The organism is Brevibacillus borstelensis (assembly GCF_036700025.1).
GTDB lineage: Bacteria > Bacillota > Bacilli > Brevibacillales > Brevibacillaceae > Brevibacillus > Brevibacillus borstelensis.
Genome location: NZ_CP144922.1, coordinates 3,340,258 through 3,367,022 on the forward strand (window position 1 = coordinate 3,340,258; position 26,765 = coordinate 3,367,022).

Annotated in this window: 34 protein-coding genes and 2 tRNA genes; 2 read left to right on the forward strand and 34 right to left on the reverse strand. The window is 50.5% G+C overall.

What is annotated here, in order from left to right; genetic code table 11:
• Positions 1-9 precede the first annotated feature (9 nt).
• From V5G20_RS15820 to V5G20_RS15895, 16 genes are all read right to left on the reverse strand, one after another.
• Positions 10-735 carry a demethylmenaquinone methyltransferase gene (locus tag V5G20_RS15820; protein WP_003387088.1) on the reverse strand — a complete coding sequence of 242 codons (726 nt, stop codon included), beginning with the start codon at positions 733-735 and terminating at the stop codon, positions 10-12.
• Positions 735-1,568 (reverse strand): heptaprenyl diphosphate synthase component 1, encoded by an 834-nt coding sequence (locus V5G20_RS15825; RefSeq protein ID WP_003387089.1) that lies wholly within the window; start codon positions 1,566-1,568, stop codon positions 735-737. Before V5G20_RS15825 ends, V5G20_RS15820 begins: the two co-directional genes overlap by 1 nt.
• A 103-nt stretch (positions 1,569-1,671) precedes the next feature.
• Positions 1,672-2,187: a hypothetical protein gene (locus V5G20_RS15830; protein ID WP_003387091.1), complete on the reverse strand. Its 516-nt coding sequence runs from the start codon at positions 2,185-2,187 to the stop codon at positions 1,672-1,674.
• A gap of 43 nt (positions 2,188-2,230) precedes the next feature.
• Entirely contained in the window at positions 2,231-2,473 is a 243-nt protein-coding gene (gene mtrB, locus V5G20_RS15835) for a trp RNA-binding attenuation protein MtrB (RefSeq protein WP_003387092.1), read from the reverse strand.
• Positions 2,474-2,514: 41 nt separating this feature from the next.
• On the reverse strand, positions 2,515-3,189 hold the full coding sequence (locus V5G20_RS15840) for a lytic transglycosylase domain-containing protein (protein ID WP_003387093.1): 675 nt from the start codon (positions 3,187-3,189) through the stop codon (positions 2,515-2,517).
• A 156-nt stretch (positions 3,190-3,345) separates the two neighbouring features.
• Positions 3,346-3,422, reverse strand: a tRNA-Pro gene (locus tag V5G20_RS15845).
• Between the two features lie 274 nt (positions 3,423-3,696).
• Entirely contained in the window at positions 3,697-4,968 is a 1,272-nt protein-coding gene (locus tag V5G20_RS15850) for an MFS transporter (protein WP_122958397.1), read from the reverse strand.
• 296 nt (positions 4,969-5,264) lie between these two features.
• Positions 5,265-5,546 carry a hypothetical protein gene (locus V5G20_RS15855; RefSeq protein WP_243014301.1) on the reverse strand — a complete coding sequence of 94 codons (282 nt, stop codon included), beginning with the start codon at positions 5,544-5,546 and terminating at the stop codon, positions 5,265-5,267.
• Positions 5,547-5,809: 263 nt separating this feature from the next.
• Positions 5,810-5,886: transfer RNA gene (locus V5G20_RS15860), tRNA-Pro, on the reverse strand.
• Between the two features lie 67 nt (positions 5,887-5,953).
• Positions 5,954-6,514, reverse strand: coding sequence for a GTP cyclohydrolase I FolE (gene folE / locus V5G20_RS15865; RefSeq protein WP_003387096.1), 561 nt, complete (start codon positions 6,512-6,514; stop codon positions 5,954-5,956).
• Positions 6,515-6,685: 171 nt separating this feature from the next.
• On the reverse strand, positions 6,686-6,958 hold the full coding sequence (locus tag V5G20_RS15870) for an HU family DNA-binding protein (RefSeq protein ID WP_003387097.1): 273 nt from the start codon (positions 6,956-6,958) through the stop codon (positions 6,686-6,688).
• A 237-nt stretch (positions 6,959-7,195) separates the two neighbouring features.
• Complete coding sequence (gene spoIVA, locus V5G20_RS15875) at positions 7,196-8,674, reverse strand: stage IV sporulation protein A (protein WP_003387098.1); 1,479 nt, start codon at positions 8,672-8,674, stop codon at positions 7,196-7,198.
• Between the two features lie 178 nt (positions 8,675-8,852).
• A complete protein-coding gene (locus tag V5G20_RS15880; protein WP_003387099.1) occupies positions 8,853-9,584 on the reverse strand; it encodes a hypothetical protein in 732 nt (243 codons plus the stop codon).
• An 18-nt stretch (positions 9,585-9,602) separates the two neighbouring features.
• A complete protein-coding gene (locus V5G20_RS15885; protein WP_003387100.1) occupies positions 9,603-9,947 on the reverse strand; it encodes a 2Fe-2S iron-sulfur cluster-binding protein in 345 nt (114 codons plus the stop codon).
• Between the two features lie 15 nt (positions 9,948-9,962).
• Complete coding sequence (locus tag V5G20_RS15890; protein WP_024984949.1) at positions 9,963-10,259, reverse strand: 2Fe-2S iron-sulfur cluster-binding protein; 297 nt, start codon at positions 10,257-10,259, stop codon at positions 9,963-9,965.
• 15 nt (positions 10,260-10,274) lie between these two features.
• A complete protein-coding gene (locus V5G20_RS15895; RefSeq protein WP_003387103.1) occupies positions 10,275-10,463 on the reverse strand; it encodes a DUF2768 family protein in 189 nt (62 codons plus the stop codon).
• A 138-nt stretch (positions 10,464-10,601) separates the two neighbouring features.
• Here V5G20_RS15895 and V5G20_RS15900 point away from each other — a divergent pair, with 138 nt between their 5' ends.
• On the forward strand, positions 10,602-11,090 hold the full coding sequence (locus V5G20_RS15900) for a hypothetical protein (protein ID WP_003387104.1): 489 nt from the start codon (positions 10,602-10,604) through the stop codon (positions 11,088-11,090).
• 119 nt (positions 11,091-11,209) lie between these two features.
• Here the strand turns inward: V5G20_RS15900 and V5G20_RS15905 are convergent, their stop codons facing one another.
• The 17 genes from V5G20_RS15905 to prsW all read right to left on the reverse strand — a co-directional run bounded on the left by V5G20_RS15905 (position 11,210) and on the right by prsW (position 24,322).
• The gene (locus V5G20_RS15905; protein ID WP_003387105.1) at positions 11,210-11,482 is read right to left on the reverse strand and encodes a stage VI sporulation protein F; all 273 of its coding nucleotides are present in this window, start codon (positions 11,480-11,482) and stop codon (positions 11,210-11,212) included.
• A gap of 78 nt (positions 11,483-11,560) precedes the next feature.
• A complete protein-coding gene (locus V5G20_RS15910; protein ID WP_031933259.1) occupies positions 11,561-12,613 on the reverse strand; it encodes an NAD(P)H-dependent glycerol-3-phosphate dehydrogenase in 1,053 nt (350 codons plus the stop codon).
• Between the two features lie 11 nt (positions 12,614-12,624).
• A complete protein-coding gene (gene plsY / locus V5G20_RS15915) occupies positions 12,625-13,230 on the reverse strand; it encodes a glycerol-3-phosphate 1-O-acyltransferase PlsY (RefSeq protein WP_024984947.1) in 606 nt (201 codons plus the stop codon).
• 15 nt (positions 13,231-13,245) lie between these two features.
• Positions 13,246-14,559, reverse strand: coding sequence for a ribosome biogenesis GTPase Der (der, locus tag V5G20_RS15920; protein WP_338461272.1), 1,314 nt, complete (start codon positions 14,557-14,559; stop codon positions 13,246-13,248).
• Between the two features lie 54 nt (positions 14,560-14,613).
• Entirely contained in the window at positions 14,614-14,796 is a 183-nt protein-coding gene (locus tag V5G20_RS15925) for a capping complex subunit for YIEGIA (protein ID WP_003387109.1), read from the reverse strand.
• Positions 14,786-15,703, reverse strand: coding sequence for a YIEGIA family protein (locus V5G20_RS15930; RefSeq protein WP_003387111.1), 918 nt, complete (start codon positions 15,701-15,703; stop codon positions 14,786-14,788). The genes V5G20_RS15925 and V5G20_RS15930 overlap by 11 nt, the downstream gene beginning before the upstream one ends.
• A gap of 6 nt (positions 15,704-15,709) precedes the next feature.
• Positions 15,710-16,348: a YphA family membrane protein gene (locus V5G20_RS15935; RefSeq protein WP_327926562.1), complete on the reverse strand. Its 639-nt coding sequence runs from the start codon at positions 16,346-16,348 to the stop codon at positions 15,710-15,712.
• A gap of 104 nt (positions 16,349-16,452) precedes the next feature.
• The gene (gene fni, locus V5G20_RS15940) at positions 16,453-17,481 is read right to left on the reverse strand and encodes a type 2 isopentenyl-diphosphate Delta-isomerase (protein WP_327926563.1); all 1,029 of its coding nucleotides are present in this window, start codon (positions 17,479-17,481) and stop codon (positions 16,453-16,455) included.
• A 57-nt stretch (positions 17,482-17,538) separates the two neighbouring features.
• Positions 17,539-18,711: a 30S ribosomal protein S1 gene (rpsA, locus tag V5G20_RS15945; RefSeq protein ID WP_024984945.1), complete on the reverse strand. Its 1,173-nt coding sequence runs from the start codon at positions 18,709-18,711 to the stop codon at positions 17,539-17,541.
• 247 nt (positions 18,712-18,958) lie between these two features.
• Entirely contained in the window at positions 18,959-19,567 is a 609-nt protein-coding gene (locus V5G20_RS15950) for a lysophospholipid acyltransferase family protein (protein WP_003387115.1), read from the reverse strand.
• A gap of 4 nt (positions 19,568-19,571) precedes the next feature.
• Positions 19,572-20,234 carry a (d)CMP kinase gene (cmk, locus tag V5G20_RS15955; RefSeq protein WP_003387116.1) on the reverse strand — a complete coding sequence of 221 codons (663 nt, stop codon included), beginning with the start codon at positions 20,232-20,234 and terminating at the stop codon, positions 19,572-19,574.
• 137 nt (positions 20,235-20,371) lie between these two features.
• Positions 20,372-20,554 carry a hypothetical protein gene (locus V5G20_RS15960; RefSeq protein WP_003387117.1) on the reverse strand — a complete coding sequence of 61 codons (183 nt, stop codon included), beginning with the start codon at positions 20,552-20,554 and terminating at the stop codon, positions 20,372-20,374.
• A 23-nt stretch (positions 20,555-20,577) separates the two neighbouring features.
• Complete coding sequence (locus V5G20_RS15965) at positions 20,578-21,267, reverse strand: flagellar brake protein (protein ID WP_003387118.1); 690 nt, start codon at positions 21,265-21,267, stop codon at positions 20,578-20,580.
• A 105-nt stretch (positions 21,268-21,372) separates the two neighbouring features.
• Positions 21,373-22,740, reverse strand: coding sequence for a germination protein YpeB (gene ypeB, locus V5G20_RS15970; RefSeq protein WP_003387119.1), 1,368 nt, complete (start codon positions 22,738-22,740; stop codon positions 21,373-21,375).
• A 25-nt stretch (positions 22,741-22,765) separates the two neighbouring features.
• Positions 22,766-23,293, reverse strand: a complete 528-nt coding sequence (locus tag V5G20_RS15975) for a cell wall hydrolase (protein WP_003387121.1) — start codon at positions 23,291-23,293, stop codon at positions 22,766-22,768.
• Positions 23,294-23,464: 171 nt separating this feature from the next.
• The gene (locus V5G20_RS15980) at positions 23,465-23,626 is read right to left on the reverse strand and encodes a hypothetical protein (RefSeq protein ID WP_170208336.1); all 162 of its coding nucleotides are present in this window, start codon (positions 23,624-23,626) and stop codon (positions 23,465-23,467) included.
• A 21-nt stretch (positions 23,627-23,647) separates the two neighbouring features.
• Entirely contained in the window at positions 23,648-24,322 is a 675-nt protein-coding gene (prsW, locus tag V5G20_RS15985) for a glutamic-type intramembrane protease PrsW (RefSeq protein ID WP_003387124.1), read from the reverse strand.
• A gap of 85 nt (positions 24,323-24,407) precedes the next feature.
• Between prsW and V5G20_RS15990 the strand changes: the two genes are divergently transcribed.
• Positions 24,408-25,379, forward strand: a complete 972-nt coding sequence (locus V5G20_RS15990) for an asparaginase (RefSeq protein WP_003387125.1) — start codon at positions 24,408-24,410, stop codon at positions 25,377-25,379.
• A 55-nt stretch (positions 25,380-25,434) separates the two neighbouring features.
• On the opposite strand, the gene V5G20_RS15995 is transcribed toward V5G20_RS15990, so the two are convergent.
• Positions 25,435-26,667 carry a Glu/Leu/Phe/Val family dehydrogenase gene (locus V5G20_RS15995; RefSeq protein ID WP_412679164.1) on the reverse strand — a complete coding sequence of 411 codons (1,233 nt, stop codon included), beginning with the start codon at positions 26,665-26,667 and terminating at the stop codon, positions 25,435-25,437.
• Positions 26,668-26,765: the final 98 nt, after the last annotated feature.

A 26,765-nucleotide genomic window follows, 5' to 3' on the forward strand; every position in this document is an offset into this window, starting at 1 on the left:
GATGATTGATCAGGGCTTGGTCCCGATATGCAGTGCAGCCACTCCACCCATGAACAATTTCACCTCAACCGGGTCAAGGCCTGCCTGCTGAAACATGCGGGCAAGCTCTCGGCTATCGGGAAAATTCGTCAGTGACTGTGGCAGCCAGGCGTACTCCTCATACTTGTTAACTGTCCATTTCGCAATCAATGGCAAGATTTTGTAGAAATACAAATAGAAAAGCTGGCGATACGGATAAAAAGGAGGCTTGGACACCTCCAACGACACGACTTTGCCCCCAGGCTTGACCACTCGAGCCATTTCTTTCAACACGGTTTGGATATCAGGGACGTTCCGCAGCGCAAAGCCAATCGTTGCAAAGTCAAAGGAGTTATCCTCGTACGGCAGCTTCATGGCGTCACCGTTTACCAGTTGCACGATTCCGCCCACGCCCCTCTGCGCAACCTTGTATGCGCCTACATCCAGCATATTCTGGCTGAAATCAAGTCCGACGACACGACCATCCTTGCCAACGGCATCCGCTAATGCGATCGTCCAGTCACCCGTGCCGCAAGCCACATCAATCGCCGTTTGGCCCGGTTGGATATTCATTCGCTTCATCGTATAGTTGCGCCAGGCAACGTGGCTGCCAAAGCTGATGACATTGTTCATCTTGTCGTACTCTTGCGCGATGCTTTCAAACACGCTGTGCACGTGCTGTGCTTTTTCTCTCATCTGCATCTCGTTCACTTCCATCACATCTCCTCAATAACCCGTTTCAGACGATTCACGCGGTGGGAATATCGAGATGTAAACCAAACGAGCACGTCCTGGGCTTCAGTCTGATGAAGGGTACGCAATAGCTGTTCGCACATGTTGATCAGTTCAGTCGCTTTTGTTTCAATCCCGGCCAGTACCTGGGCTAGTGTCGCCCCTGGTTTTTGCAGCAAAAAACGGGCAAAGCCGGCAGGAACCTGGTCTTGCCACTTTAATTGTTCCCATTCGTTTATCATGCTTTCCACCGTTGACGTGTCCTTTAGGAGCGACGTCCAGAAGCGGCGTTCTTCCTCCGATTCGGCATACTTGTCAACCATCGCGACGTACAAGCCCGTATCAATGACAGTTCGCAGCTCCAAATACGCTTCGGAGGACAATTTTCCCTCTTTATCTGCCAAATAAAGCTTCATCTTGGCCTCGTTTACATGCTGAATCGCATCCGCCAAGACGCGAATGGCTTCTACTTCACCGGCATGAGCGAGCAACTGGTAGTAACGGCTGCTGTAATAATCGCCTGCCAAAACCGTTAATTGCCTGTTCCGTTCTTCCACAAGTGTATCGCCATAAGCATTTTTGACAGTTTCATGCATGTCCAATCCTAATTGCATGAGGCCGGTTGTAATTGAGAACGTCCGTGCGCGTTCCTTGCCTATTCCCCGGTTCAATAAAAAGAGGTACAACAGCGCTAGCCGATTCTCAGCTATGGCCGGTACGTCTACGTATTGTTCCACATAGGAAATGGATATTCGCTGGTAGATCTGATCGATAATGGCACGGATCTCGTCGATGAATGGGTTTTTTTCTTTGCTCATGCGTCCTCCTCCACAACCTGGTCATTACCTGTTCCGTTCGGTTTCATGCTTTTACCGAGTGTCGGCAAAATACCATCCCTACCATCATACCATACTTCACCCGTCAAGGACTAACTCTCTCGTAAAAATAAGGCTCTACCCGCACCGGGAATCTTGTCTTGACGTGCGTCTCATAATCCTCCACATCCGTCGGTGAGACGAAGTAGGCTGCTCGATCCGGACGATTCGCTTCGATGGCTACAAGCAGTTTGCTCGTGTTCTCTACCTCTTCTTTTTCCAGCAGCCGAAAATATACATGCTCCACATTGCCGGTCAATCGAAAGAGATCGTACGTTACTGCGTAAAAATCATGAAACACCCGATTTGCATCTATCCGGTCTTTTGGACTCACCGCCAGATCGACAAAAACCGACGGATTTTCCCATTTTACACGCTTAATATTATAATGAGTCGTCATGAATGTAAATAAATCCACTACATTTTGTTCACTCAGCTCTACTGGTCTGGCGGCTTGAAAAGCAGGCACATCCTCCTGTTTCCAGGACAATGTCGGAACCCATGACAACATGGCGGCCAGGAACGCGGACATAGCGATGGCGACAAACAGTCTGCGCGGCATAGACATCCCTCCTCACCACCATTGTACAAATAAAAAAAGCAGGCTATGCCTGCTTTTCATCCGACGTATCGATAATCCCGTGATGCGTATAGATCACGGCTTTTCCTCTTACCTTGATCGCGGAGGTGTGCTCGGTAAACTGGGCCAGCATGACCTCGCCCTTGTCCAATTTCTCCGTATGATGGAAACGGGTATCGGAGCCTCTTGTCAAACCGATCACGTGGACCCCGTTTTCTTTTGCCTTCACCACAAAATATTCTTGCTGCCCATTCGGTGTTTGTGCCACCTAAGTTCCTCCTAACTGGCAATTTCCGTAGTTTTTCGTTTCTAGGATGTCCCGCCTGGTTCCAAGCGTTTCATGATCTTGTCAACATACCTCTGGGTCTCCTGTGGAAGAAGCTCGTACTTTTGCTCTAGCTCATCATCCGTATCAATGCCCAGGCGGCTGATCCGTCCGGGGCCGGCATTGTAGGCAGCCAGAGCGACCTTCACGTTGCCATCGTAACGGTCAAGCAGGCCGCGCAAGTACTTTGTTCCCCCGGCCAAATTGTCGTCCGGATTATAGACGTTTCGCACATGCAAGGACTTGGCCGTGGCATCCATCAGCTGCATCAAGCCTTTGGCTCCAGCACGAGAGACTGCGTTGGGATTGAAGTTCGATTCTGCGCGAACGACCTCCCGAACCAGATTTTCATCGACGCCGTACGAACGGGCGACTCGGCTAATTTTGTCCAATATTCCCTGCACGTTCTGCGGTGTTTGACTGCTCGATCCGGTTGTATATGTATCAGAAGCATCAGTAAAATCCCAGTCTGTTGATCCGTCTAGCTCGGCCAATATCTGCTCGGCCCGAATAACCCTTTGACCATTTGCTAGTTCCGCTTGAAGCACTTCAGAAAAAGGCATCTCTGCTGAAGGCACATAAGAAGCAGGCTCGCTTTCGCTCAGATCATACCTGTTCATTGCCGACAGATAGGGTTGGATAGGCAGTGACATCTTCATCAGTGAACAACCTTTCTGCTTGTCATTCTTCTATCATATTATAGGGAAGAAAAATAAGGAAGCCAAGAGGCATTTTGGCTGACAGAAAAAAAGAAGCCTGACTGATCGATACACAATCAGAGGCTTCTTTTCACAACGAGCTGCTCGCTGTGTGTATGGTCGGAATGCAGGGATTTGAACCCTGGACCTCACCCACCCCAAGGGTGCGCGCTACCGGGCTGCGCCACATCCCGAAAATCATTCAAGCGTATATTCGGAAATATCCAATCACAGCAAACTTGAAAGTTTTTGAACTTGACATTCCACGCTTTCAGGACTTATTTTATCATACATTTACTCACCTTCGCAAGAAAAAAACCAGCCCGCCATAATATGAAAAAGTGCGGACGGGCTAGGTTTTTTGAACAGAGCTCTTTTTACAGCAATACGATACCCCGCCTTGAATGCAATCAGAAAATCACCTTGAAGACTCATTCAACTCAGATGAGCGGGCATCACTGCTTTTGCCTATTGTACTTGCTTGGTTTTGCCTCCCCGCTCTTGCTCACTGCTGACTTTATCCAAACCGGCTGCCGACCGCATCAATTTGCCCATAGAAAAGGCTATTCCTAGCGCCGCCATCAGCAATAGGCCAGCAAGTACGAGGTAACCTGCCGCTGCCCCGGTGTAATCAAGCATGACGGTGAACAAAGCGAGCAGCAGCAGCCTCATCAACGTACCGACCGATCTGAAGAAGCTGATTACCCTCCCCATAAATCGATTTGGCACCAGCTCCATATACAAAGTTTGCCGGATAAGCCGGGTCGAGACATTGCACCAGCCTAATAGGGCAGATAGCAGTACAAAGACCCAGGCTTTCGGCATGGCAACTGTCAAAACAAGAGCGATCGCCATCAGCACGTAGGTAAAAACCATATACGGAAATGCGCCGAATTTTCGGCAAAGCAAGACAACCAGCACTCCTGCCACCACTGCTCCAATCGAATAGGTAACCTCCCCAAGTGAATAGATCCTTACATCGCTCTGCAATGCTTGGCTCACAAAGATAGGGTTCAGAAGATTTGCCAGCATCACGGCTAGAAATGGCATCAGAGCCGAGACGCCAAAAATCAGAAAACCACGTCTTTCGTTGATATAGACCCAGCTTTGGTGAAATTGCATCATCCAAGATGTTCGAGGGGCCGTTGCTTTCTGTTGTTCCGTGGAAAACGCATACTCCATTCCCCACTGCATCAGAAAGGCAAGCAAGTACGTCAATGAGTTAATCAGCAATACCGCCTGCAACCCAAAGCTCTCCAAAAGCAGCCCGGAAAATGCTCCAGCCAGGACCAGAGCAGATTGGTTTTCCATCTCCAGCAAGGAGTTGATCGACTTGTAATGCTTTTGGTCAAATGCTTCCTGTACGAAGGCAGCCTGTGCCGGTTCGTGAATATGGAGCATAAACGTGGATGCCAAAAAAATGAGGACCATCATCCACTCATGGTAGGCACCGAAAAATCCCCATACTGTCAAAAGCGCTAAAACAGTAGAGCCTCCCAGCTGTTCGACTTGCAATATCGCCTTGCGCGAAAAGCGGTCAATCAGTGTACCTGAATACGGTCCGATGAGAAGCGTCAATATTGAAGAGATAAGCATCGCAGAGCCAAGCAAGCTGGCTGAGCCTGTCGACTCAACCAAATGCCAGGAGATCCCAATCATGGTCATCCCCTGACCAAATCCTGAAAATAAATTTGAAAAGAACAACCTCCGAAAATTCCGATTGCCAAAAACCTCTCCCACTTCCGTCACTCCTTCGGTTTATTAGGGCTGATGGGGGATCAATTTTCAACCCATTTTGCAGCCCTAATAAAAACATAAAAGGAGCCTGAATATTGGAGAGTGTTTACACTCAACAATGATCAGGCTCCCGGAATTTCCGTGGGCTCAGTAGGTTTTTCACGGCAACGTATACAGCCTTTCTCTTTCAATGGCATACTCGGCTTCCTGCGAGGGAAATGACCGAAGCGTACCAGAATGCTACTACTTTTGACTTTGGATCTGGTTGGTGCCAATAACATTTTAACTGCCTGGATGGCCTACTCCTCATTTTCCTCGGAGGCAATGACGCCAAACCGAACTCTGGAGGGCAGTGGGTCAACACCGATATGACGGTAAGCATCGATAGTATCAGGCACATAGCTTTCCGTTAACTGAATGCCGCGGATAATCTGCTGTCGCGCCTCGGGAGAAAAGGTGAGCAATCGATTCCCGCACTTTTCACAAGCAAGGCACCATAAGTCGTCTACCTCCTCCACCAAGTGGTGGATATTATACCCGCCTGCATGATTGCAGTTTGAACAGCTTGTTTTGAAACGCATGCATTCCTCTCCCCCTTTGATTCTGATTATACCAGAATCCAGGAGTCGCTTTCGTTTCTATGTTCCGGTTTCTATGTTCCGATGTATTTGTCTTTCTCGAAAACAAAAAACACCTCTCTATTGATCGGAACTGATCAATGAGAAGCGTTCTATTTCGCGGTGTGTACACTCGTTCACTCCAACAGATAATCTCAAGCGGCGACGGGCCGCTGCTGTGCACCTTGGTTACCTGCATCAAGCGTGAAGACGCTGATTTTGACGAATGGTCGGAATGCAGGGATTTGAACCCTGGACCTCACCCACCCCAAGGGTGCGCGCTACCGGGCTGCGCCACATCCCGACTGTACATCATCACTATACAAAATTTTAATTACACTGTCAAGAAAAAATTTCCGTTCAGCATCCGTCTACTTGATCAGACTGAATACCTCTGCCCGTGCCGCGGGGTCATTTGCAAAGATTCCTCGTACAGCCGAGGTGACTGTTTTGGAGCCTGGCTTTTTCACTCCGCGCATCGTCATGCACATATGCTCAGCTTCGACGACGACAACTACTCCGTGAGGGTCCAGCTTGCGAACGATCGCATCCGCTACATGAGCCGTAATGCGCTCCTGAAGCTGCGGCCTGCGAGCGACAGTCTCGACGGCGCGAGCCAGCTTGCTCAATCCTACGACACGACCTCCGCGGGGAATATAGGCAACATGCGCCTTGCCAAAAAACGGAACCAGGTGGTGTTCGCACATGGAGTAAAACGGAATATCCTTTACAAGCACCATTTCCTCATGGTCTTCGCTGAAAACCGTCTCAAAATACTTCTCTTCATCTATGCCAAGGCCTTCGAATGCCTCTGCGTACATCTTCGCTACGCGCTTCGGTGTATCCAGCAGACCTTCCCGGTCCGGATTTTCACCGATCGCTTCGAGTATCATTCGAACGGCAGTCTGAATCTTTTCCAAATCGACGTTCATTCTCGTACCTCCTCCTCACACAGCGAAACAAGCCCATCTTACCACATTAGCCCAGAAAAGACAAAACGAACTGTGCTTGAGAAACACTTTGACCGAAAAAGGCATAAAACGTAAAAAAATCCACATTTATTCAATGTGGATTTTATGTAAGTGAAACTTTAGCAGACGTTATTACTTGATAGAGTCCTTGAGTTGTTTGCCAGGTTTGAAGGCAGGGACTTTGCTGGATGCGATTTCGATTTCTTCACCAGTTTGCGGGTTACGACCTTTACGAGCCGCGCGCTCGCGAACTTCGAAGTTACCGAAGCCGATCAGTTGGACTTTATCACCGTCTTTCAACGCTTCAGCGATTGCATCGAGAACCGCGTCAACAGCTTTCGTTGCATCTTTCTTTGTGAGCTCGGTGGTCTCAGCCACTTTTGCGATCAGTTCTGTTTTGTTCATATTGTTCACCTCCCCTCAATGACGGTTGAGTCGTAGGTATTACTTTTCTTTACCGAAACCCTGCGTTTTATACGCGATTGGGTGTTTTTACCGCTCTGACAAGCTTATAGTAATACACCATTCTTGTAAATTCAAGCCCCCTGATGTCGAATTTAAACGAAATCCAAGAAAAAAAGGCTTCCCGTCATGCCGGGAGCCTCCTTTGCCTGTCTATATTCTGGTTCTTTATACCTATTTTCACAAGATAATAGCAATCAGTCCGCCCGAGCCCTCGTTGATGATGCGACCGAGTGTTTCCTGCAGCTTGTAGCGTGCGTTGTCCGGCATCATGGTGATTTTCGCCTGAATTCCTTCGCGGACGATCGAATGGAGCGAACGCCCGAATATATCCGAATTCCAGATGGAGAGCGGATCTTTATCAAAATCTTGCATCAGGTAACGGACCAGCTCTTCACTCTGTTTTTCCGTTCCGATGATCGGCGCAAACTCCGATTCAACATCAACGCGAATCATGTGAATCGACGGAGCCGTCGCTTTTAGCCTCACACCGAAGCGAGGTCCCTGTCGGATAAGTTCAGGTTCGTCCAAGGTCATCTCATGCAAGGACGGTGCCGCTATGCCGTAGCCTGTGGTACGAACCATGTGAAGCGCCTCGGCAACCTGGTCATACTCGCGTTTTGCATGTGCGAAATCCTGCATAATCGTCAAGAGGTGGTCTTTTCCGTTTATCTCTACACCAACGATCTCCATCAAAATCCGATCGTACAGTTCATCCGGCGCATACAGATCGATTTCAGCGATACCCTGCCCCATATGCATACCGGCAAGCGAAGCCCGCTCGACAAAGTCATATTCATTAAAGAACCCTACGACCCTGTCGACATCGCGCAAGCGCCGGATGTCCTGTACAGTGTCTCTGACGGCTTCCTCGTAGTTTTGACGCAGCCAGTGTCCATTTTCCAGTACCATCACCCAACTGGGCAGGTTCACGTTTACTTCATGTACAGGGAATTCAAACAGCACTTCTCTCATGAGCATCAATATTTCCTGCTCAGACATGTGATCGACGGACAACGCCACAACAGGCACATCGTATTTCTCCTGCAAGTCCAATCGCAGGTTCTGAGTTTCATCCGAGCGCGGCCGAGTCGAGTTGACGATAATGACAAAGGGTTTCCCCACTTCTTTCAACTCGTTGATGACTCGCTCCTCCGCTTCGATATAACCGGCCCTCGGGATCTCCGCGATACTGCCATCCGTTGTGACGACGATACCGATCGTGGAGTGCTCCTGGATTACTTTTCGCGTCCCCACTTCGGCCGCTTCCTCGAACGGTACCGGCTCCTCATACCAAGGGGTATGCACCATGCGCGGTCCGTTGTCGTCCTCGAAGCCCTTGGCTCCTTGAACCGTATAGCCGACGCAGTCAACGAGGCGAACGTTGATGCTGAGCCCTTCTGTAACGTCTACCTGGACGGCTTGGTTCGGAACGAATTTCGGCTCCGTAGTCATGATTGTTCGCCCGGAAGCGCTCTGAGGCAATTCATCTGTCGCCCGAATACGTTCCGCCTCCGAGTGAATGTTGGGGATGACGACCTGTTCCATAAACCTTTTGATAAAGGTCGATTTTCCCGTGCGAACCGGGCCAACTACCCCCAGGTAGATATCCCCGCCCGTCCGTTCGGCAATGTCTTTAAAGATATCGACTCGTTCCACCATCGATGACCTCCTTCTATTTGTCTATTGTTACACTATGACCGTTTTTCCGAATTATCCCTGACCGCCAGCATTTTCCCGTGAATCTCGTACTAGAATCTTGGACAATACAAATATATGTGAGAATCAGTTCCGTAGAACAAAAAAAAGCAGCTCAACTTGAGCTGCCCCGATCATTTCAATTATTCAATTTGAGCAATTTCGGTTCCCCATTGACCATTTCGTAGGGGAATGATTTTGCCGGGACAAACATAGATTTTCTAGCCATGACGTATCTCGGATCCGTAGCCTTGGGGACCTCCGCCTTTGAATTCCGCAGGACCGTCGCAATGTCCGCCGCATAATCGATCCCTACTTCTCCTTTTTCGTTCATCACCAGTGGCAACAGGTAATTGCCTGCTGTGCCCGGAACCTGCACTTCCTTCATGCTCAGCTTTGAAAAATCAATGGAATAGTAACCGTTGCCGATGTCTGCCTTAATCGGCAGCTTTTCGTAATTTCGTTGATAACGGATGACGGCAGCCTGGATGTCCGCCACCTTGCTCACCGATCCGAGATGGATCAATCTCACTGTCGGTTTTGTCTCGACATCGATCAGGGTGTACATATAAATACCGCCCTTTTCAAACGCGTTGGCAGGTACGTCAGGCAAATATTTGGGCATCAGCTTCCGAAAATCGATCTCATACTTTTCGAAGATCGGCGTGTTGATGTCCTTTGTAGCAATCGGAAGCACCCCTGTGTCCTTCTGGAACTGCTCGACAGCCTTTTGGGTCGCTTCCAGGTAAAATTCGCTAGGGATCTGGTTTTCCAGCTTTTTTTCCTCGGGATACATACAGCCGCCTAGCAGTGCCGCGATCATCACCAGCAGCGCTGTCAACAGTCCTGTGTTTCTCATTTTACGCAACATCTCTCGCTACTCCTCTAGCTACCATTCTTCTTCCTCCAGGCGCTGTCTCTCCAGCGCCGCCTGAACGACCGATTTCCATTTGCTCTCCGGAATCCGGACGGAACAATCGGTCCCCATCACCTTTGCCTGACAGGCAAGCCGGATGCCTTTGCCAAGGTCCGCTTCAGGCATTTTCCGCTTTTCCAGCGTACTCGGCTCACTGAGTTGCCCGCTTTCCACAACTACCCGGCACATGAGACAGGACGCATGTCCCCCGCATCGCTGCGGAATGACGACTCTTGCCGCCTTCGCTACGCTCGTAATCGATTGCCCCGGCCTCGCTTTTATCGACTTGCCCGCAGGCAGAAACGTAATTTTTGCCATTTCACCACTCTCCCGTCAATACGGACGGTGAGCCAGAGTAACATTGCCCTCGTGAATCACTTTGATTTGACAACCGAGCCGATACCCTTCGGCCCGCTCCGCTTTTCTCAGACGAAGCTTTTCCGCATCCGTAATCTCATTCAAGTGTTCCGCGCCTGCCTCAACATGCGTTCGGCATTGCGCGCATATCCCCCGCTCGCAAGCATAGCCCCAGCTCAGCTTATGCTCCTTTGCGATAGCGACGATTGTTTTTCCCATCACAAGAGGCAGCTGGTGCGTGCCGGAGCGCGTATGTAATGTCAATTCCTTCAACTTCTGCCACTCCCCTTAGGCAAATATAACGATGATGATCATGACGAAGGTGACCAATAGCATGAGAAAAGCAAACGTCTTCAACAAGAAGCGAACCAGGTTGTTTGCGGTCTTTCGTGCAAAAATCATCAAAAAATTACAGATGAACATCAGCGCAATCGCAACCAAAGAGATGTTCATCTTGGTCATCGGATCGATAGGCATTGTCTTGACAGCATCCTTTTCTCTTTAAGTTTTGCTTTATTATACCATACTTCCCGTATTCCACGCTTTTTCATCTGAACCATGCACTAGACGCCCGCATAGACTATTTTGATGAATCCGCCCAATGGAGGGATACAGATGAGTACGAAAAAATGGCGCAATCCTTATGCCCCCATACCGAGTAAAAAGCTAAGCGATCAAATAACCGATGTTTCTTTGGCTGTGACGCCAAAGAAAGTGGTGCAGCCAGTCGATCTCCGGACATCCGTATCAAAGATGCGCACCAATATCAAGGGGATCAGCAGCACGATCCGCCAAGTCGAAGAAACCATGGATACGCTTTACGGTGCCATGGAGATGTTTGAATCGATTGGCAAGCGCAGCGCCAAAGGAAACGCCACAGAAAAATCTGTGGAAAGACCCGCAGACAGGCCCGTTTCCAAAAAACAAACCGCAGAGAGCAGCCAGGAACCTGAAACCGTGCGGGACGAAGCAGAAAACAGCGGATCAAACCCTTTGGCAAACATAGATATCGGACAGCTTCTGGGGCTTTTGCAATCTCCTCTCGTTCAAAACCTGCTGAGCCAGTCGACAAACGGCGCAGCAAAACGAAAAAAAGAGGGATAATCTCCCTCTTTTTTTTCTTGATCCTGCAGACCAGCCATGTCCCTGTAGAGCCATGATTGTTCCTAGTCATACTGTATGACATTTTGTCAAGCATGCAACGGTCATAACCGCCCATTTCTCTACGAGCGCAATAGTTTTGTAAGGGACTGGATGTCGTTTAGGCTGATCTCCTGATTGCGGAACATTTCCACGATCTTGTCTTCCCGCTCTTCATTCAAAGTCTTCCCACTCAGCGCTGCAAGCGAGCGAATGATTTGACGCAGCTTGGTTTCATCCTCAAAGTCGCTGCGCTGGAATTGACCGGCCAGCGAGCGCAATTTCCCTTCATCGACTTTATCTGAAGCCTGTTTTTGCAACCTCTCCAAAAAACGGCGAGAAATACTATTGCTCATCGCTCAAAGCCCTCCTTGCAACATTTGGATTACACCATTAACGTATGTGCAGGAGCCTAAAAAGGTGAGCGAATCGACTTAGATACTGTATGGGCCGAGGTATTCGTTTTCACGTGTGCGCCCGCGTCCCATCAATTCCTCCACTCCTTGCCGGGGGGAGGTTCCTTCAAACAAGATCCGGTATAAAACGTCCGTGATGGGCATGCTGACATTTTCCCGTCCCGCCAGCGCATAGGCAGCGTTGGTTGTCCGGACGCCTTCCACGACCATCCCCATTTGTTCCAACACCTGGTCAAGCGGCTTTCCTTGTCCAAGCAAATAGCCTGCCCGCCAATTTCGGCTGTGCTTGCTCGTGCACGTAACTACAAGATCGCCAATTCCGGCAAGACCGGCAAAGGTAAGCGGCATTGCTCCGAGCTGGATGCCCAGCCTCGTGATTTCCGCCAAGCCCCGCGTCAGCAATGCGGCTTTTGCATTGTCTCCGAACCCCAGTCCATCGGACATCCCCGCTCCGAGCGCAATGATGTTTTTGAGCGCCCCCGCAATTTCTGCCCCGACCATATCCGGATTGGTGTACACGCGGAAATAGTTGTTCATCAACAGGTCTTGGGCTCGCAGCATCTTTTCATCTGAAGCAGACGCTACCACTACTGTCGTCGGAGAGCGAAGAATCACTTCCTCGGCATGGCTGGGGCCGCTCAGCACGACCAGTCCGCTGGCGATCGATGCCGGCACTTCTTCACCGATCACCTCCGACATCCGTTTGAGCGTTTCCATCTCAAAGCCTTTGGTCGCATGAATCAGCAGTACGTCTGGTTCCAGGTAAGGCACCAGCTCACGCGTTACCTGCCGCATGGCATGCGACGGAACAGCCAGCAGGACGACTGGCTTCCCTTGCACCGCTTCCTTCATGTCTGTCGTCGCGACGATTTGCGGGGACAACCGAGCCTCCGGCAAATACTTTTCGTTTACGTGCAACGTATTTACTTTCTCAGCCAGCTTTGCATCCCGCATCCACAAAGTGACCTGATGGCCGTTGTATGCAAAAACGGATGCCAGCGCCGTTCCCCAACTTCCCGCACCTATGACTGCAACTTGTAAACTCAATAGTTCCCCCTCCACACTACACATTGTTTCGGAACTTACTTAAACGGGCGCTGGGCAGATTCCCCCAGCCTTCGTTCCTTGCCTGAGAGAAGATTTCGGATATTACTGTAATGACGAATGTAAGCGAAAATGGCGAGTACGGTACTCACCCATATAAAGGCAGGTTCCTTGGCAAATACGTATAGAAAAATTGGAAGCATCGTCACCAACACGAGTGAACCAAGGGAAACGTATCGCGTAATCGCAATAACAATAATCGTAATAATGCCCGAAATCAGAAAGGCAAGCGGAGAAAAGCCGAATGCCACCCCAACGGTTGTGGCAATCCCCTTTCCTCCGCGGAATCCGAAAAAGACAGGCCAATTGTGTCCAATGATGGCAAACAAACCGGACAAAGCGTACGCCAGTGCATTCCCATCAGTCAACAAATGGGTAAGTCCCATTGCGGCCAGACCTTTCAAAGCATCCAATACCAGCACGGTGACAGCGGGTCCTTTCCCCAGGACACGCAGCGTGTTGGTAGCGCCGGCATTGCCGCTGCCGTGAGAACGTATATCGATACCCGCGATTTTTTTGGCAATGAGGTAACTGAAGCTGACTGATCCGATCAAATAGCTGATCAGCAAGGACAAATACACCATGGTCGTTTCCTCTCCCTATGTTTTTTTGCGCGTCCAGATACGAATCGGCGTTCCCTCAAAGACAAACGCTTCTCGTATTTTGTTTTCTATGTAACGCTCATAGGAGAAATGCATGAGTTCCGGATCGTTGACAAATAGGATGAAAGTAGGCGGTTTGACCGTCGCCTGTGTCGCATAGTTGATTTTAAGGCGTTTCTCGCGGTCTGAAGGCGGCGGCGTCATGATTGTCGCATCGGTAATCAGGTCATTGAGAACCGATGTAGGCACCCGCATCGAATGGGCTTCCGCCACTTGGTTTACCTTTGGCAGGATGGTGTGAACACGTTGCTTCGTCTTCGCCGACACATACAGGATCGGAGCGTAGTCGAGGTATTTAAACTCTTCGCGGATCAGCTCGGTAAAGCGATTCATCGTTTTGTCGTCTTTTTCGAGCGCATCCCATTTGTTCACGATGATAATGACGGCACGTCCCGCTTCATGGGCATATCCGGCAATCTTTTTGTCCTGCTCAATGATTCCTTCTTCCCCGTTCAAAACGACCAATACCACGTCAGATTCCTCAATGGCACGCATAGCGCGCATCACACTGTATTTTTCCGTGGTCTCGTACACTTTTCCGCGCTTGCGCATACCTGCCGTATCCACAAGCACATACTGCTGTCCGTCGCGTTCGAACGGAGTATCAATCGCATCCCGCGTAGTTCCGGCAACATCGCTGACAATGACGCGTTCTTCACCGAGAATGGCGTTCGTCAAAGAAGACTTGCCCACATTCGGGCGCCCGATGATCGAGACGCGGATGACGTCGTCGGCCTGATCTTCTTCCTCTTTTGCAGGGAAATGACGGACCACTTCCTCCAGCACGTCTCCGAGTCCCAAACCATGGCTGCCGGATACGGGAAACGGCTCTCCAAGCCCCAACGTATAGAAATCGTAAATCTCCGCTCGCATCTCCGGATTGTCTACCTTATTTACGGCCAATACGACGGGTTTTCCCGTGCGGTTCAGCATGCGCGCAAGCTCCAGATCGGCGTCTGTCGCACCAGTACGGCTGTCTGCGATCATGATGATGACGTCCGCCTCATCGATGGCAAGCTCCGCCTGATGGCGCATTTGCGTCAAAATCTCGTCGGTCTCGCCGAACTCAATACCTCCCGTGTCAATCACGTGAAAATATTGATCCAGCCATTCCCCTTTCCCGTACAAACGGTCCCGGGTAACGCCTGGCTTGTCCTCTACAATGGCAATACGTTCACCGACCAATCGATTAAATATCGTGGATTTGCCCACGTTGGGTCTCCCCACAATGGCTACCACTGGCAATCCCATAGTTGACAACACTCTCTCTCGTATCTGTTTTTAACTAGACAATCATACCACACACTACTTGTGACTCACAATGACCAGGGTATCATCATTCAATTCGTGGACCATCGCATCCAAAATTTTTTCCAGAACAAAGGCTGTCTTCTGCAGACTTTCCTTGTCCTCTACTGCGAAAATGGGGGCTCCGCCTGCTACTTGCTCTTTCTTCATCGTAACGATGGCCATGATCTTACCCGCCATGAGCGCCTCCCTCCGCCGCAGCAGGCGATTCCAGCGGCTTTCGGAACACGCTTTCCAAAATCGGCACAGACTCAATGACGATTTTTGCCCGCTCCTGATCCATGACCTGCGGCAGCAAAAATACGCCCAGCCGACCACTAGCCAAATCTCTCTTGATTAAAGGGGTCAGGGATGGCTCTCCCTCGTCCGTGAACAGGCCCATCTGAACAGCAACGTCATGCAAAATAGCCTGGCGCTGGCCCGGGTGCGCAATCGTAACGCTGGCATTCGCGTCTTTCGGTACAAGGATAAATCCCAGCCCCTGCTTCTTGATGACGTCCTGTGCATCTCGAAGTCCGACGTTCATGATATAGATATCGCCGACATACAAATCCTTTCCGTCGACTCGCACCTCCGCGGGAACGACATCGACGATATGGGACAAGTTCTTGCCTGATTTCAGCCACCGGGAGACCAGCAAAGTACCGATACCCGCCAAAACACCGCCCCACCAGTCGAACAGGACCGTTGCAAAGGTCGTCAGCAGGGAAGTGAAGATAACCAAATAGTTTCTTCCCTCGAACACCATCGCAATACCTTCGATATAGGGACCTCCGCGGGGGATCAGCTCCCTCTTGTCGATCTCCGTCAAAGTAGTGCGTTCCATGTTGCGCACATCGCGAAACTGCTGGGCAGCAACCGTTAAAAAGGTTACCGCCGTATAATCCTGCTTTAGCAGCGAGGGAACTGCAAGAGCGCCGAGAGCAGAAGCAATGACTCCCAGAGAAACGTGTATAATCTTGCCGTGCGGATAGGTGGGGTACTGCCGATAATCCGTTTGCAACAGGTATATGCGGCAAACGATCCCGAATCCAAAGCCAAGCGAGAGCGGAATTACATATTCATTGGAGAGCAGTTCTTGAAACAATGAGCATCACCTGTTCGTGTCTGAATTGGAAGTCTTCCTCCCCCCAAACCGGAAGAGCATTCTCGCCATCGCCCAGCCGCCGGCGCATACTCCCCACAAGGAAATTGCGCTCCACAACAAATCGTGCGCATACTCTTTGCCAATTTGACAGGAGCCAGTCAGCTTCCACTCATAAAGCGAATACAGCAAATCGCTTAGAGGCAAGGAGAGGAGCAGCAAGAACATCTGGGTTAGGCTTGAACGACTCACTGTCAAAGCGGCAAAAACAGCACATACAGGCACCATCCACCTTACATCCCAGACGGCGAGCACCGGATCTGTAAAGAGCAGCCAGCGAAACCAAAACAGCGCTATCCCGATACATCCGCCGATGATCACGTAGATTCTCTTCCGCCCGTGCTGCTGGTTCGAATACAGCCAACCGGCGCACAGAAAGGGCAGGATCGCTCCACTGACGCTTACGCGAATAGCCGGAAAAAAGGAGAGCTGCCAGCTGACGAACGTGCAGACGAGAAAAAGGGTCACTACAGCCAACGCACCAGCTCTCTTGATCCCCCAGCGGTGAAAAACTCCGTCGCAGACACCCATCCATATCAGACAGAGGAAGCACCACTGGATGAGGATCGCTAGCGTTCCATCGTTCATGTCCATCTCCCTCTAGATGCGGTTGTCTTCCCCAAGTATGCCTCATTTTTCATCCTTTCATGAATCAGGAATCTCGCTTGCCCAGTCTTTTCCTCGCATATTTTTCAGGCGCTATTCCGCGCAGGCGAACGCTCTGCCGTTCTGCCTGTGATCATTACCGTCACCTGCTGCAGTTCGTTGATCGAGGCTGCTCCCAGTGCTGTCATGGCCACGCGGATCTGATGATGCCAGAGGTCGACGGTCGCCAGGCACTCCTCTATGGAAACCGTCTGAACAAGACGCAAAAAAGAACCGGCCATGCCAACGGCGGACGCTCCCAGAGCAATGGCTTTGACAGCGTCAAGCCCATGACGAATGCCTCCCGAGGCAATAAAAGTGATTCCCCTTGATTGAAGCTCGGCCGATTCCAACAGACTCTCCGGTGTTGTAAAGCCCCAATCCTCGAACATGAACATCGGCGTGTGATGGCGTCTGTTCTCAACTTTGGCAAAGTTGGTACCTCCCCTGCCCCCTACATCCAGGAGGGTGATACCGGCATCTGCGAGTTTTTCCATGCTTTCTGCAGACATGCCAAACCCTACTTCCTTTACGCTCACCGGGACCCCAACGTGCTCCTTGATGCGCCTGATGTTATCGAGATAACCTCGGAAGTCACGGTCTCCTTCCGGCATCAGGAGTTCTTGCATGACATTGAGGTGAATCTGAAGGCCATTTGCTTCAATCATCTCCACTGCTTGTACTGCTTGTTCAACAGTTGCTTCCGCACCCAGGTTGGCAAACACCATCCCTTTCGGATTTTCGCGCCGGACAACCTGGTAGCTTTCTCTGACGGCAGGATCGCGCAACGCCGCCATTTGTGACCCCACTGCCATCGCCAACCCTCTTTCGCGGGCGATGACCGCAAGCTTCTGATTGATTGCGGTGACCGCAGGAGCACCCCCGGTCATGGCATTTATCAGCAGGGGAGAAGAAAGCTGGAGGGGAGGCAGTGATGCAGCAAGATTGCAGTTACCATAAGACATATTCGGTAAACTATTTGGCGCAAAGGATATGTCATCCCAGATACTGCTTTCTTCCTCTCTCGTTTCTAATGCAAATTGTATATGGTCCATTTTCCGACGCGAACGATCCATGGATTACCTCCGTATCTACAGAAAAAGGGACACGCCTATGCGCATCCCCTTTTATTCTTACTTCAGTTTATCTTTCAGGTCTCCAAACAGTTCTCCCAGCGTCACACCCAAAGGTTGATTGTTCTCTTGCTGGAACTGCTGCTGTTCGCGCTTGCTCGCACGCTCTGCCTGCTCTACACGATCTTCTTCAACGGCACGAATGCTGAGACTGATGCGCTGCTCTTTCGGCACCACATCCAGGATTTTCACCTGAACCTCTTGGCCTTCCTTCAGCACCTCACCTGGAGTCGCTACCCGTCGGTTCGCGATTTGGGAGATATGGACGAGGCCTTCGATCCCTGGCGCCACTTCTACAAATGCTCCAAAGGAGACGAGGCGTTTTACCGTACCGGCGACCACATCGCCAGCTTTGAATTTCTCAGCGGCTTCTGCCCAAGGTCCTGGCTGCGTTTCCTTGATGCTGAGGCTGATCCGTTCGTTTTCCTTGTCAACCTTCAGAACCTTCACCTTTACTTTGTCGCCTTCTTTGACGACATCAGAAGGCTTGTCGACACGGTTCCAGGCCAACTCGGATACGTGTACCAGTCCGTCAACTCCGCCGATGTCAACGAATACGCCAAAATCAGTCATTCGCTGCACGGTACCTTCCAGTACCTGACCGGGCTGCAGTTGATCCAAAACAGCGCTCTTCTGCTGTTTCGCCTCGTCCTCCAAAACCGCTTTATGGGAGAGGATTACCTTATTCTTTTCTTTATCCATTTCGACAACCTTCAAGCGAAGGTTTTTGCCCTTGTACTCGCTGAAATCTTCAACAAAGTGACGCTCAACCATGGAGGCAGGGATAAAACCGCGCACCCCTACATCTACGACGAGACCGCCTTTGACGATTTCCTTTACAACGGCTTCAATTACTTCGCCAGAAGCCATTTTTTGCTCCAGATCGCTCCAAGAAGTTTCCATGGCAACAGCCTTTTTGGAGACAACCAGTTCTTCTTTTTCATCGTTGAGCTTGATTACCTTTACCTCGAACGTGTCCCCTACCGAAACGACATCGGACACCTTTTCCACGTGCAGCGGAGAAAGTTCGCTGATCGGAATCAGCCCGTCGTATTTGTAGCCGACGTCTACCAATGCCTGTTTTTCCTCCACCTTGGTAACCGTAGCCTTAACTACATCACCCACGGAAATCACTGTTGCATCCGTCAGGCTTACGTTGCTTTCTTCCATCATGAGTAAAACCTCCTTCGATACCATCAAGTCCCAAGCGTCTATTTAGAGGCTGTTTAAAAAGCGAGGCAACCAAAATTTTGCATGATTGCAGGAAACAGACTGTCATCCAGCCGGTTACTCCTCCTTTTTAAACCTCCACTGTATAAGAACCGGGAACATGTATATTTGCAACTGACGCCAAATGGCTGACAGTTAGCTGACAAGCCAGGAAGTTCCAGCAAAGTTAGTATTCTACCCTTTGCTGTTTCTATTCCGCCTTGCGCGAGAATCGATGTTGATCCAGCAGCGATTGGATATGGCTCATGATCAGGTCAGTCGTCTCACGCAACGTTTCGGAGTCCGTTTTTCTCTCCCGCAAAGCCGAGAGGTCAATCGGCTGTCCGTAGACGATCTTGACCGGCCGGAACAACTTGTATGGACCGATGATGGCCACTGGTATGACTGCAGCATCAGATTTGAGGGCAAACATGGAGACGCCGGGCATACCGGCGCCCAACTCTCCCGTTTTGCTGCGAGTTCCTTCCGGGAAAATTCCAAAGATTTTTCCCTCTTCCAGCAATTTGAGAGTCGCGCGGATCGCTCCGCGGTCGCCAGCTCCCCTTTTCACGGGGAAGGCGCCGAATTTGGTGATCAGAAACGAAATGACGGGGATCCGGAACAGCTCTTCCTTTGCCATGAAATGCACCTGTCTGTCGATCCCGCTGCCCAGCAACGGCGGATCCCACAAGGAGAGGTGGTTGCAGCAAAGAATTACAGGGCCTTCCTTAGGTATATGTTCGGCACCGATTACTTGCCAACGGTAAAATGTAGAAAATATAAAGCGGAAAAAGCCCCGAAATACACGATAGTAACTCACGTTCTTACTCACCCGATCGCTTGCAAATTTGTAGGATCCGATCGACAACCTGCGGAATGGTCATGCCTGTCGTATCCAACAGAACGGCATCCTCTGCCTGTCGCAGCGGAGCAACCTCCCGCTCCATATCGCGTTTATCTCGCTGCGCGATCTCCGCTTCCAGCTCGGCCAGATCCGTTTGATGCCCTTTTTGCTGCAATTCCTTCAATCTTCGCTCTGCCCGCTCACGGATGGATGCGGTCAAAAAGATCTTTACTTCCGCATCGGGCAGCACATGCGTGCCAATGTCCCGCCCATCCATGACGACATTGCCTACCTGAGCCAGTTGCCGCTGCAAAACGAGCATTTGCTCTCTGACCGCACCATAGCTGGCTACGACAGAAGCGTATTGACTTACCTGCGGTGTCCGGATTCGATCGGTAATATCCTCGTCATTCCAATAAACGCGCTGCTGCGCAGAGTCTCGCTTCAAGTGAATAACGTTGTTTTTCAACAATTCGGAGACGGCTTGCTCGTCTTCTATTTCAATCTGGTGCTCTTGGGCAGCCCAGGCCAAGGCCCGGTACATAGAGCCGGTGTCGATGTACAGGTAGCCGAGCTGTTCTGCAACCATCTTGGCTACGGTGCTTTTCCCCGCTCCTGCTGGGCCGTCTATTGCAATGTTCATTCTGTTTCTCACCCGCTATGTATGAGTGCCGGAAAGATACAAAAACAAGAAAAGCTTCTGTCGAAGCCCTTTCATAACTTTCTCAACTCTCTATGTTGTCTATAATAGTACCATAGTATGGAAGCATGCGCAAACCCTTAAGGAATATGCGACACGCCTTCCAGACGTTCTGTTTCCAACAGGAAGACTCGCAGCGGATCAACCGCAAGCAGCAGTTCACCAGCTATGAGCAAAGCTGCGCAGACGAAAATAAGCAGGACCATTGCTCTTTCTACTCGCCTGGATAAACGGTCAAATTGCTGGTCGAAGTCTTCAGCCATCCGGTATCACCCTTCAGCAGTTGTTATTCCAGTACGCCTTTTTTTCTCATTTCCAACTGTCTCTCGTAGCATGTACGAACGATCTTTGCCCGATCGGATTCGTTGATTTTCGTGAATTTCACTGACACCCATTGATGCTTCCCCTTTTCATCTGCAGGCTTTTGCCGCACAATTTCTCCAAGGGCAAAAGCGTGATGCACCTGACCTGCCTTGCTGGGCAGCGACAGCCATATCTCCAGACTATCCTTCTCCTGCAAGCGCATGTTGTCCTCGCATGTAAAGGAGAGGCCGCCTCCACTCAAGTCGACTGTCCGAGCGAGAAAATGGTACTGTCTCAGCGGATCGTCCATTTTCACTGCAATCTCTACAGCCGTTTGAATACGGAGGTAATTGCGCCTTTGATTCCGAATGACCGCATCTTTACTTGGGAGACTCATTAGCAGGACCGGAATGTTTTCCGTTTGCCTGCCGATGATCGTTGAGCGAAACTCATAGCGGGAGCCGTCTTCTCCGATGTACCACACATCGCATTCAGTACCAGTCAACAGCGGGGCGGTTCTTCCGGTCTTCTCGCTAATGGGAAGCTCGATTACTGCCGTGTCGTCCCGAAGGTCTGCAACTCTTGTTTTTAATGTATGATCGCGGTTCTCATCCCAGGCATCGACGAGGTTAAGGCGGAGTGTTTGTCCGATTCTAGGCAGCAACATGATCATGCTTTTCCCCCTTTTTCTCCTCATGCCTTCCATTATAACCCGGGGGCCCAATAAACGGCAAATAGGGAAAACCGTCGCCAGCCGGCTTTCCCTTTGAAGAAGCATCTATTCTGTAGCTTTGCTTTCTTGTCCTGTGGTCATTTTCACAATTTCTTCCTCTTCGCCGGTCATTGCATTGATGTAGACCATGTACGAATTCCCTTCAAAGCTGCAGGCCAGCTCCCAGCACAGCACTTCATTTCCATCGTTTTTTCCTTCAATGAGCGCCAGCCGCTGGTCGGTGACTTTTACGCTGGGATTCACTTTTTTCTTTGCTTGCTCAGCTGTCACTTTCGGCTTGGAAAGGATTCGCTGCTTGTGGTTAAACAGATATTCGGTCGAATTGAAGCTGACTACTGTGCCATTGTCCAAAGCCGTTTTCACCGCAACTGCATCGGGATAGATGCGGACGCCATCTTGCTCGGGGACAAAGGTCATAACGGCCATGCCCTCATAACCGTCTTTTTCCGCTACGACCATATTCGAAAAGCCATGCGCCTCCAAAAATTTCTTGGCGCTCGCTTCCGCTTGCTCCATGGACATCCGCTGTTCCCCTACATCCCGTTCGTTCATCAACCATGCTACCTTGCCGCCGCGCTTCGTCACATCCATGTAAATAGGTGTCGGCGACTGGGGGGAGGTTAAGCGAACGCTGTACGCCGAATACGTTTCCGCCTTGCCGTTATCGTCGACCTCTACCTTTGTATTGGCCGGGTCTAAACCGGTAAAGGACAGAGCGATTTTTTGCGCCTCCTCCTTGGAAACCGGGTTTCCGTCAATTCCTTTGATCCGCTGCTGCTTTTTCTTGTCCAGGCTCTTGATGCCTACGCCCCAGTCTACTTCCGGAAATTCCTGTACCTTCTTTTCAATCGTTCGGAAACCGTCAATAATGGTGTTGTCCGTCTTTTTGTCATCAGATGCAAGAGCGGTCTCCACATCCATCCAGCGCAACCGTTTGTCGATCACCTTCGTCTGTACGTGCTGAAGCTGCTTTTGAATGCTTTTGGAATTGTTGTACAAGCTCTTTAACGTTTGATATTCCTGATTAGTGAGCGGATTTTTGTCCAGGTCGCGCACGGCTACCCTGTATGAAAAGTCAGCTACCTTGGCCAAAAATTCCTCTGTATTGTTGAACGGCATCAGTGTCAGCGGCAATTGGCCGACATCGGATTGAGCTGCATAAGCAAGTCGCCACACGTTTGTCAAAGATGGGGTCATCTGACTCCGCGAGTTGATTACGAGAGATTTCCCCAGTTCGTCATGAAGCTTGTCGATATGGTGGTTCAAGTCATGGAATGCGCGTTGATACTGGTTTTCGGCCTTGATCAGCACCGAGTTTTTTTCGTTGTGCTCCTGATAGCCCCACATGCCCGCTCCTACCAAGCCAACGAGAGCAACGGGCAAAGCAACACGTGCAATTGCTCCATATACCATGTTGTGATAGTCCCCCCTTCACTAGTTAACGACAAAATATATGTCTGCCGATTCTTTTTACCTGCGGTCGGCTCCAAATCCATTTTGAAGTAGCGGTCGCCGGATTGAAGTAATACGTGCAGCCCCCTGTCGGGTCCCAGCCGTTCAAGGCATCCCGGACAGCTTTTTTCGCCTGGGCATTTGGAGTCAGCCAGATTTGCCCGTCTGCAACGGCCGTAAATGCTCTTGGCTCAAAAATGACACCGGAGGGTGTATCGGGAAACGAAGGGCTTTCCACCCGATTCAAAATGACTGCCGCAATCGCTACTTGCCCCTCATACGGCTCTCCCCTGGCTTCACCGTAAACAGCATTGGCCATCATCTTCAGCTCATTGTCCGACAAGCGGGAGGGATGGAAGCTTTGCGTCTTTGCCTGCGCCTTTCCTTTTGCCGGTGCAGCGACTTCCACTTCCTGTGCAGTCGCCACCTGTTTATCCGGTTCGTCTGAATAAATCCAGTACCCGGCAACTGCAGCCAGCACTGCCAGTACCCCTGCGATCAGCTTCGTTCCCACGGTACACATCCTCCTTGACATATCATGCAATCTTTGCATAGTGTTAGTGGAGCTAGAAATGTTTATTCACGAATCCACCTTTCCGGGCAGAAAAAAAGAACCGGCATCATGGCCGATTCTTCTCTGCTCCGCGATCTCGTCGAAGCTAACGCTATTCGATTAGGGCAAAGACTATGGTTGTTCCTGAATGCTGAAATGTCTGTCGTTGTTGCAAAGACATTGTTTAAAGCCGGTCTCCACTTCTCCGCTGGGCTCTCGCCGTCCCCGGAGCGTAAACTTTTCTCCGCATTCATTGCAGCGAATCGTCACTTTCGTTCGTTGGTTCCTAGACACGTCTCTTCTCCTCCTCGCTACTTATTGTGGACGGGAAGTTAGTGTTTTAGAACCGAAATCGTGGGCCCTCTGCACTTTTTTCAGCCCTTGCCACCATAGAAGCAGCATAAAGGGAACTATGATCCAAATCCAGTGCTCTGTCGTCAAAAAGATGGAATTGTACAACGCGTGCAAAATGATCGGCAATGCAAGGGAGACAAACAAACGTCTCAGCTCCAGGTTTGCTTTTCCCGAAAACTTGGCTTTCCCTAAATAATACCCCATCCACACGCCGAACAGCGCGTGACTGGAAACGGGCAAAAAAGCGCGCCAAAAGGCAATATCCACCCCATTAATGATCAGGTAAATAAAGTTTTCCAATGTGGCAAACCCAAGGGAAACGGCTACCGCATACACAATTCCGTCATAAGGCTCATCAAACTCCACGTGTTTATAGACAGTGAAATACAGGACCATCCATTTAAAAAATTCTTCTACCACCGCTGACTGGAAAATACTCGCAAACAGCTCACTTCGCCAGTTCCACTCGGTCTGCATAATATGCTGCAGGACCATCACGGGAAAGACTAAGAGAACCCCGAAAATAAAGGTCCGAATCACCATGGATATCGGCTCGGGCTCCAAATTGTCACGGAGATAAAAATAACTCAGGATGGCGATACCGGGGGCGATAGCGGCCCCAATGACAGCAAGCATCTGAGTATTGCTCCTTTACACAAGACTATTATTCATCGTACCATGAATAATGGTTACTTGAAAACCGCTACAGGAGAGAGACTTTATGCAAAAGAAAATTTTAGTCATTAACACAGGCGGCACCATCGCCATGTCCGTCGACGAATCAGAAGGAGTCAAGCCTCTGGAAGATCACGCTGTCGAAAAAATTTTGCCTTTTTTGGATCGGTACGCCGATGTAACCATGATCAATCACATCAATCTGCCAAGTCCCCATATCACTCCTGCGATTATGAATGAGCTTCGCCTTTTCATTCAACACGAGTTGAGCCAGCACGGCTATGACGGGGTCGTGGTCACCCATGGAACCGATACATTGGAAGAAACCGCTTATTTCCTCGACCTAACCTTGCCTGTGACCGTGCCAGTCGTTGTGACCGGCGCCATGCGGAGCAGCAATGAGCTGGGAGCTGACGGACCTGTAAACCTGATCTCCTCCGTACGAACTGCCGCTGATCCCCAGAGCAGGAACAAAGGTGTACTGGTCGTGTTTAACGATGAGATTCACGCAGCCAGACATGTAACCAAGACCCACACCAGCAATGTCGCTACCTTTCAATCGCCGCAATACGGTCCGATCGGGACTATTTCCAAAAAAAGCGTCAGTTACCATCATGCTCCACTGGTCAGGGAATACTACCCGATCGCCAGCGCCCAGGCCGATGTGCCGCTGCTGAAGGCTGTTTCCGGGATGGACCCTCGCTGGCTTGGCTTTTTGCTGGAGCAGCCGGTTGACGGTCTTGTTCTGGAGGCATTCGGGCTTGGAAACCTGCCACCCGCGATCGTCCCTGTCCTGCAAGAGCTGCTGGACAAGAAAATCCCGATCGTCCTCGTCTCGCGCTGCTACAACGGCCAAGTCCAGGATGTCTACGATTACGCCGGCGGCGGCCGCCAGCTCAAGGAAATGGGCGTCTTGTTTTCAAATGGCTTGAATGGCCAGAAGGCACGCCTGAAATTGATGGTCGCCCTGCAGCAAACCCGCGACTTTCAAGAGCTTCAACAATTGTTCGAGCAATAAAGAAACCTCCTTGCTGCATACGCAAGGAGGTTTTTTTTTCGGAACAAAGCCTGTCTTATACCCAACCGCGGAAGCGGGAAGCTTCTGCCATTTTGCGTACACCCACCATGTAGGCGGCCAGACGCATGTCGATGCGGCGTGTTTGAGCGAGGGAGTATACATTCTCAAACGCTTTTACGAGAACTTTTTCCAGCTTATCAATAACTTCTTCTTCGGACCAGTAGTAGCCCTGGTTGTTTTGCACCCACTCGAAGTAGGAAACCGTTACCCCGCCAGAGCTCGCCAATACGTCTGGTACCAGCAGAATGCCGCGCTCTGTGAGAATTTTTGTAGCTTCGAGTGTGGTTGGTCCGTTTGCTGCTTCCACCACGATCTGCGCTTTGATGTTGTGCGCATTTTCAGCCGTGATTTGGTTTTCAATCGCAGCAGGAACGAGAATATCGCATTCCAGTTCCAGCAATTCTTTATTGGAAATGGTGTTGTTGAACAGCTTTGTAACAGTACCGAAAGAATCGCGACGGTCGAGGAGATAGTCGATATCAAGACCGTTCGGATCGTACAGGGCACCGTAAGCATCAGAAATACCGACGACTTTTGCACCTGCATCGTGCATGAATTTGGACAGGTAGCTTCCTGCGTTACCGAAGCCTTGAACGACTACGCGAGCTCCTTCCAGTTGAATGCCGCGGCGTTTTGCAGCTTCGCGGATGCAAATAGTTACACCCTTGGCGGTAGCTGTTTCGCGGCCGTGGGAACCGCCCAGCGCAATCGGTTTTCCTGTAATGAAACCTGGCGAATCAAACTCGCGGATGCGGCTGTACTCGTCCATCATCCAGGCCATAATTTGCGAGTTGGTGAACACGTCTGGTGCTGGAATGTCTTTTGTCGGGCCTACGATTTGGCTGATCGCGCGGACGTACCCGCGGCTCAGGCGCTCCAGTTCGCGGAACGACATTTCACGCGGGTCACAAATGATACCGCCTTTACCGCCACCATATGGCAGGTCGACGATACCCGCTTTCAAACTCATCCAAATAGAAAGCGCTTTAACTTCATCTTCTGTAACTTCCGGGTGGAAACGAATGCCCCCCTTGGCAGGACCCACTGCATCATTATGCTGTGAGCGATAACCTGTAAAGACCTTAACTTCTCCGTTGTCCATGCGAACCGGAATACGTACGGTCAGAACGCGCAACGGCTCCTTCAAGAGTTCGTACATTGCTTCCTGGTAACCTAGCTTTTCCAGTGCCTCTTTGATCACCGTTTGGGTCGAATGCAGCAAGTTCATGCTTTCTTGTTGTTCTTTTTTCCCTTGGGTGTTTTCGGTTACCACTTCGTGATTACCCATTACTTATTCACCTCAAAATAGTTGTCGGTAAACCCATC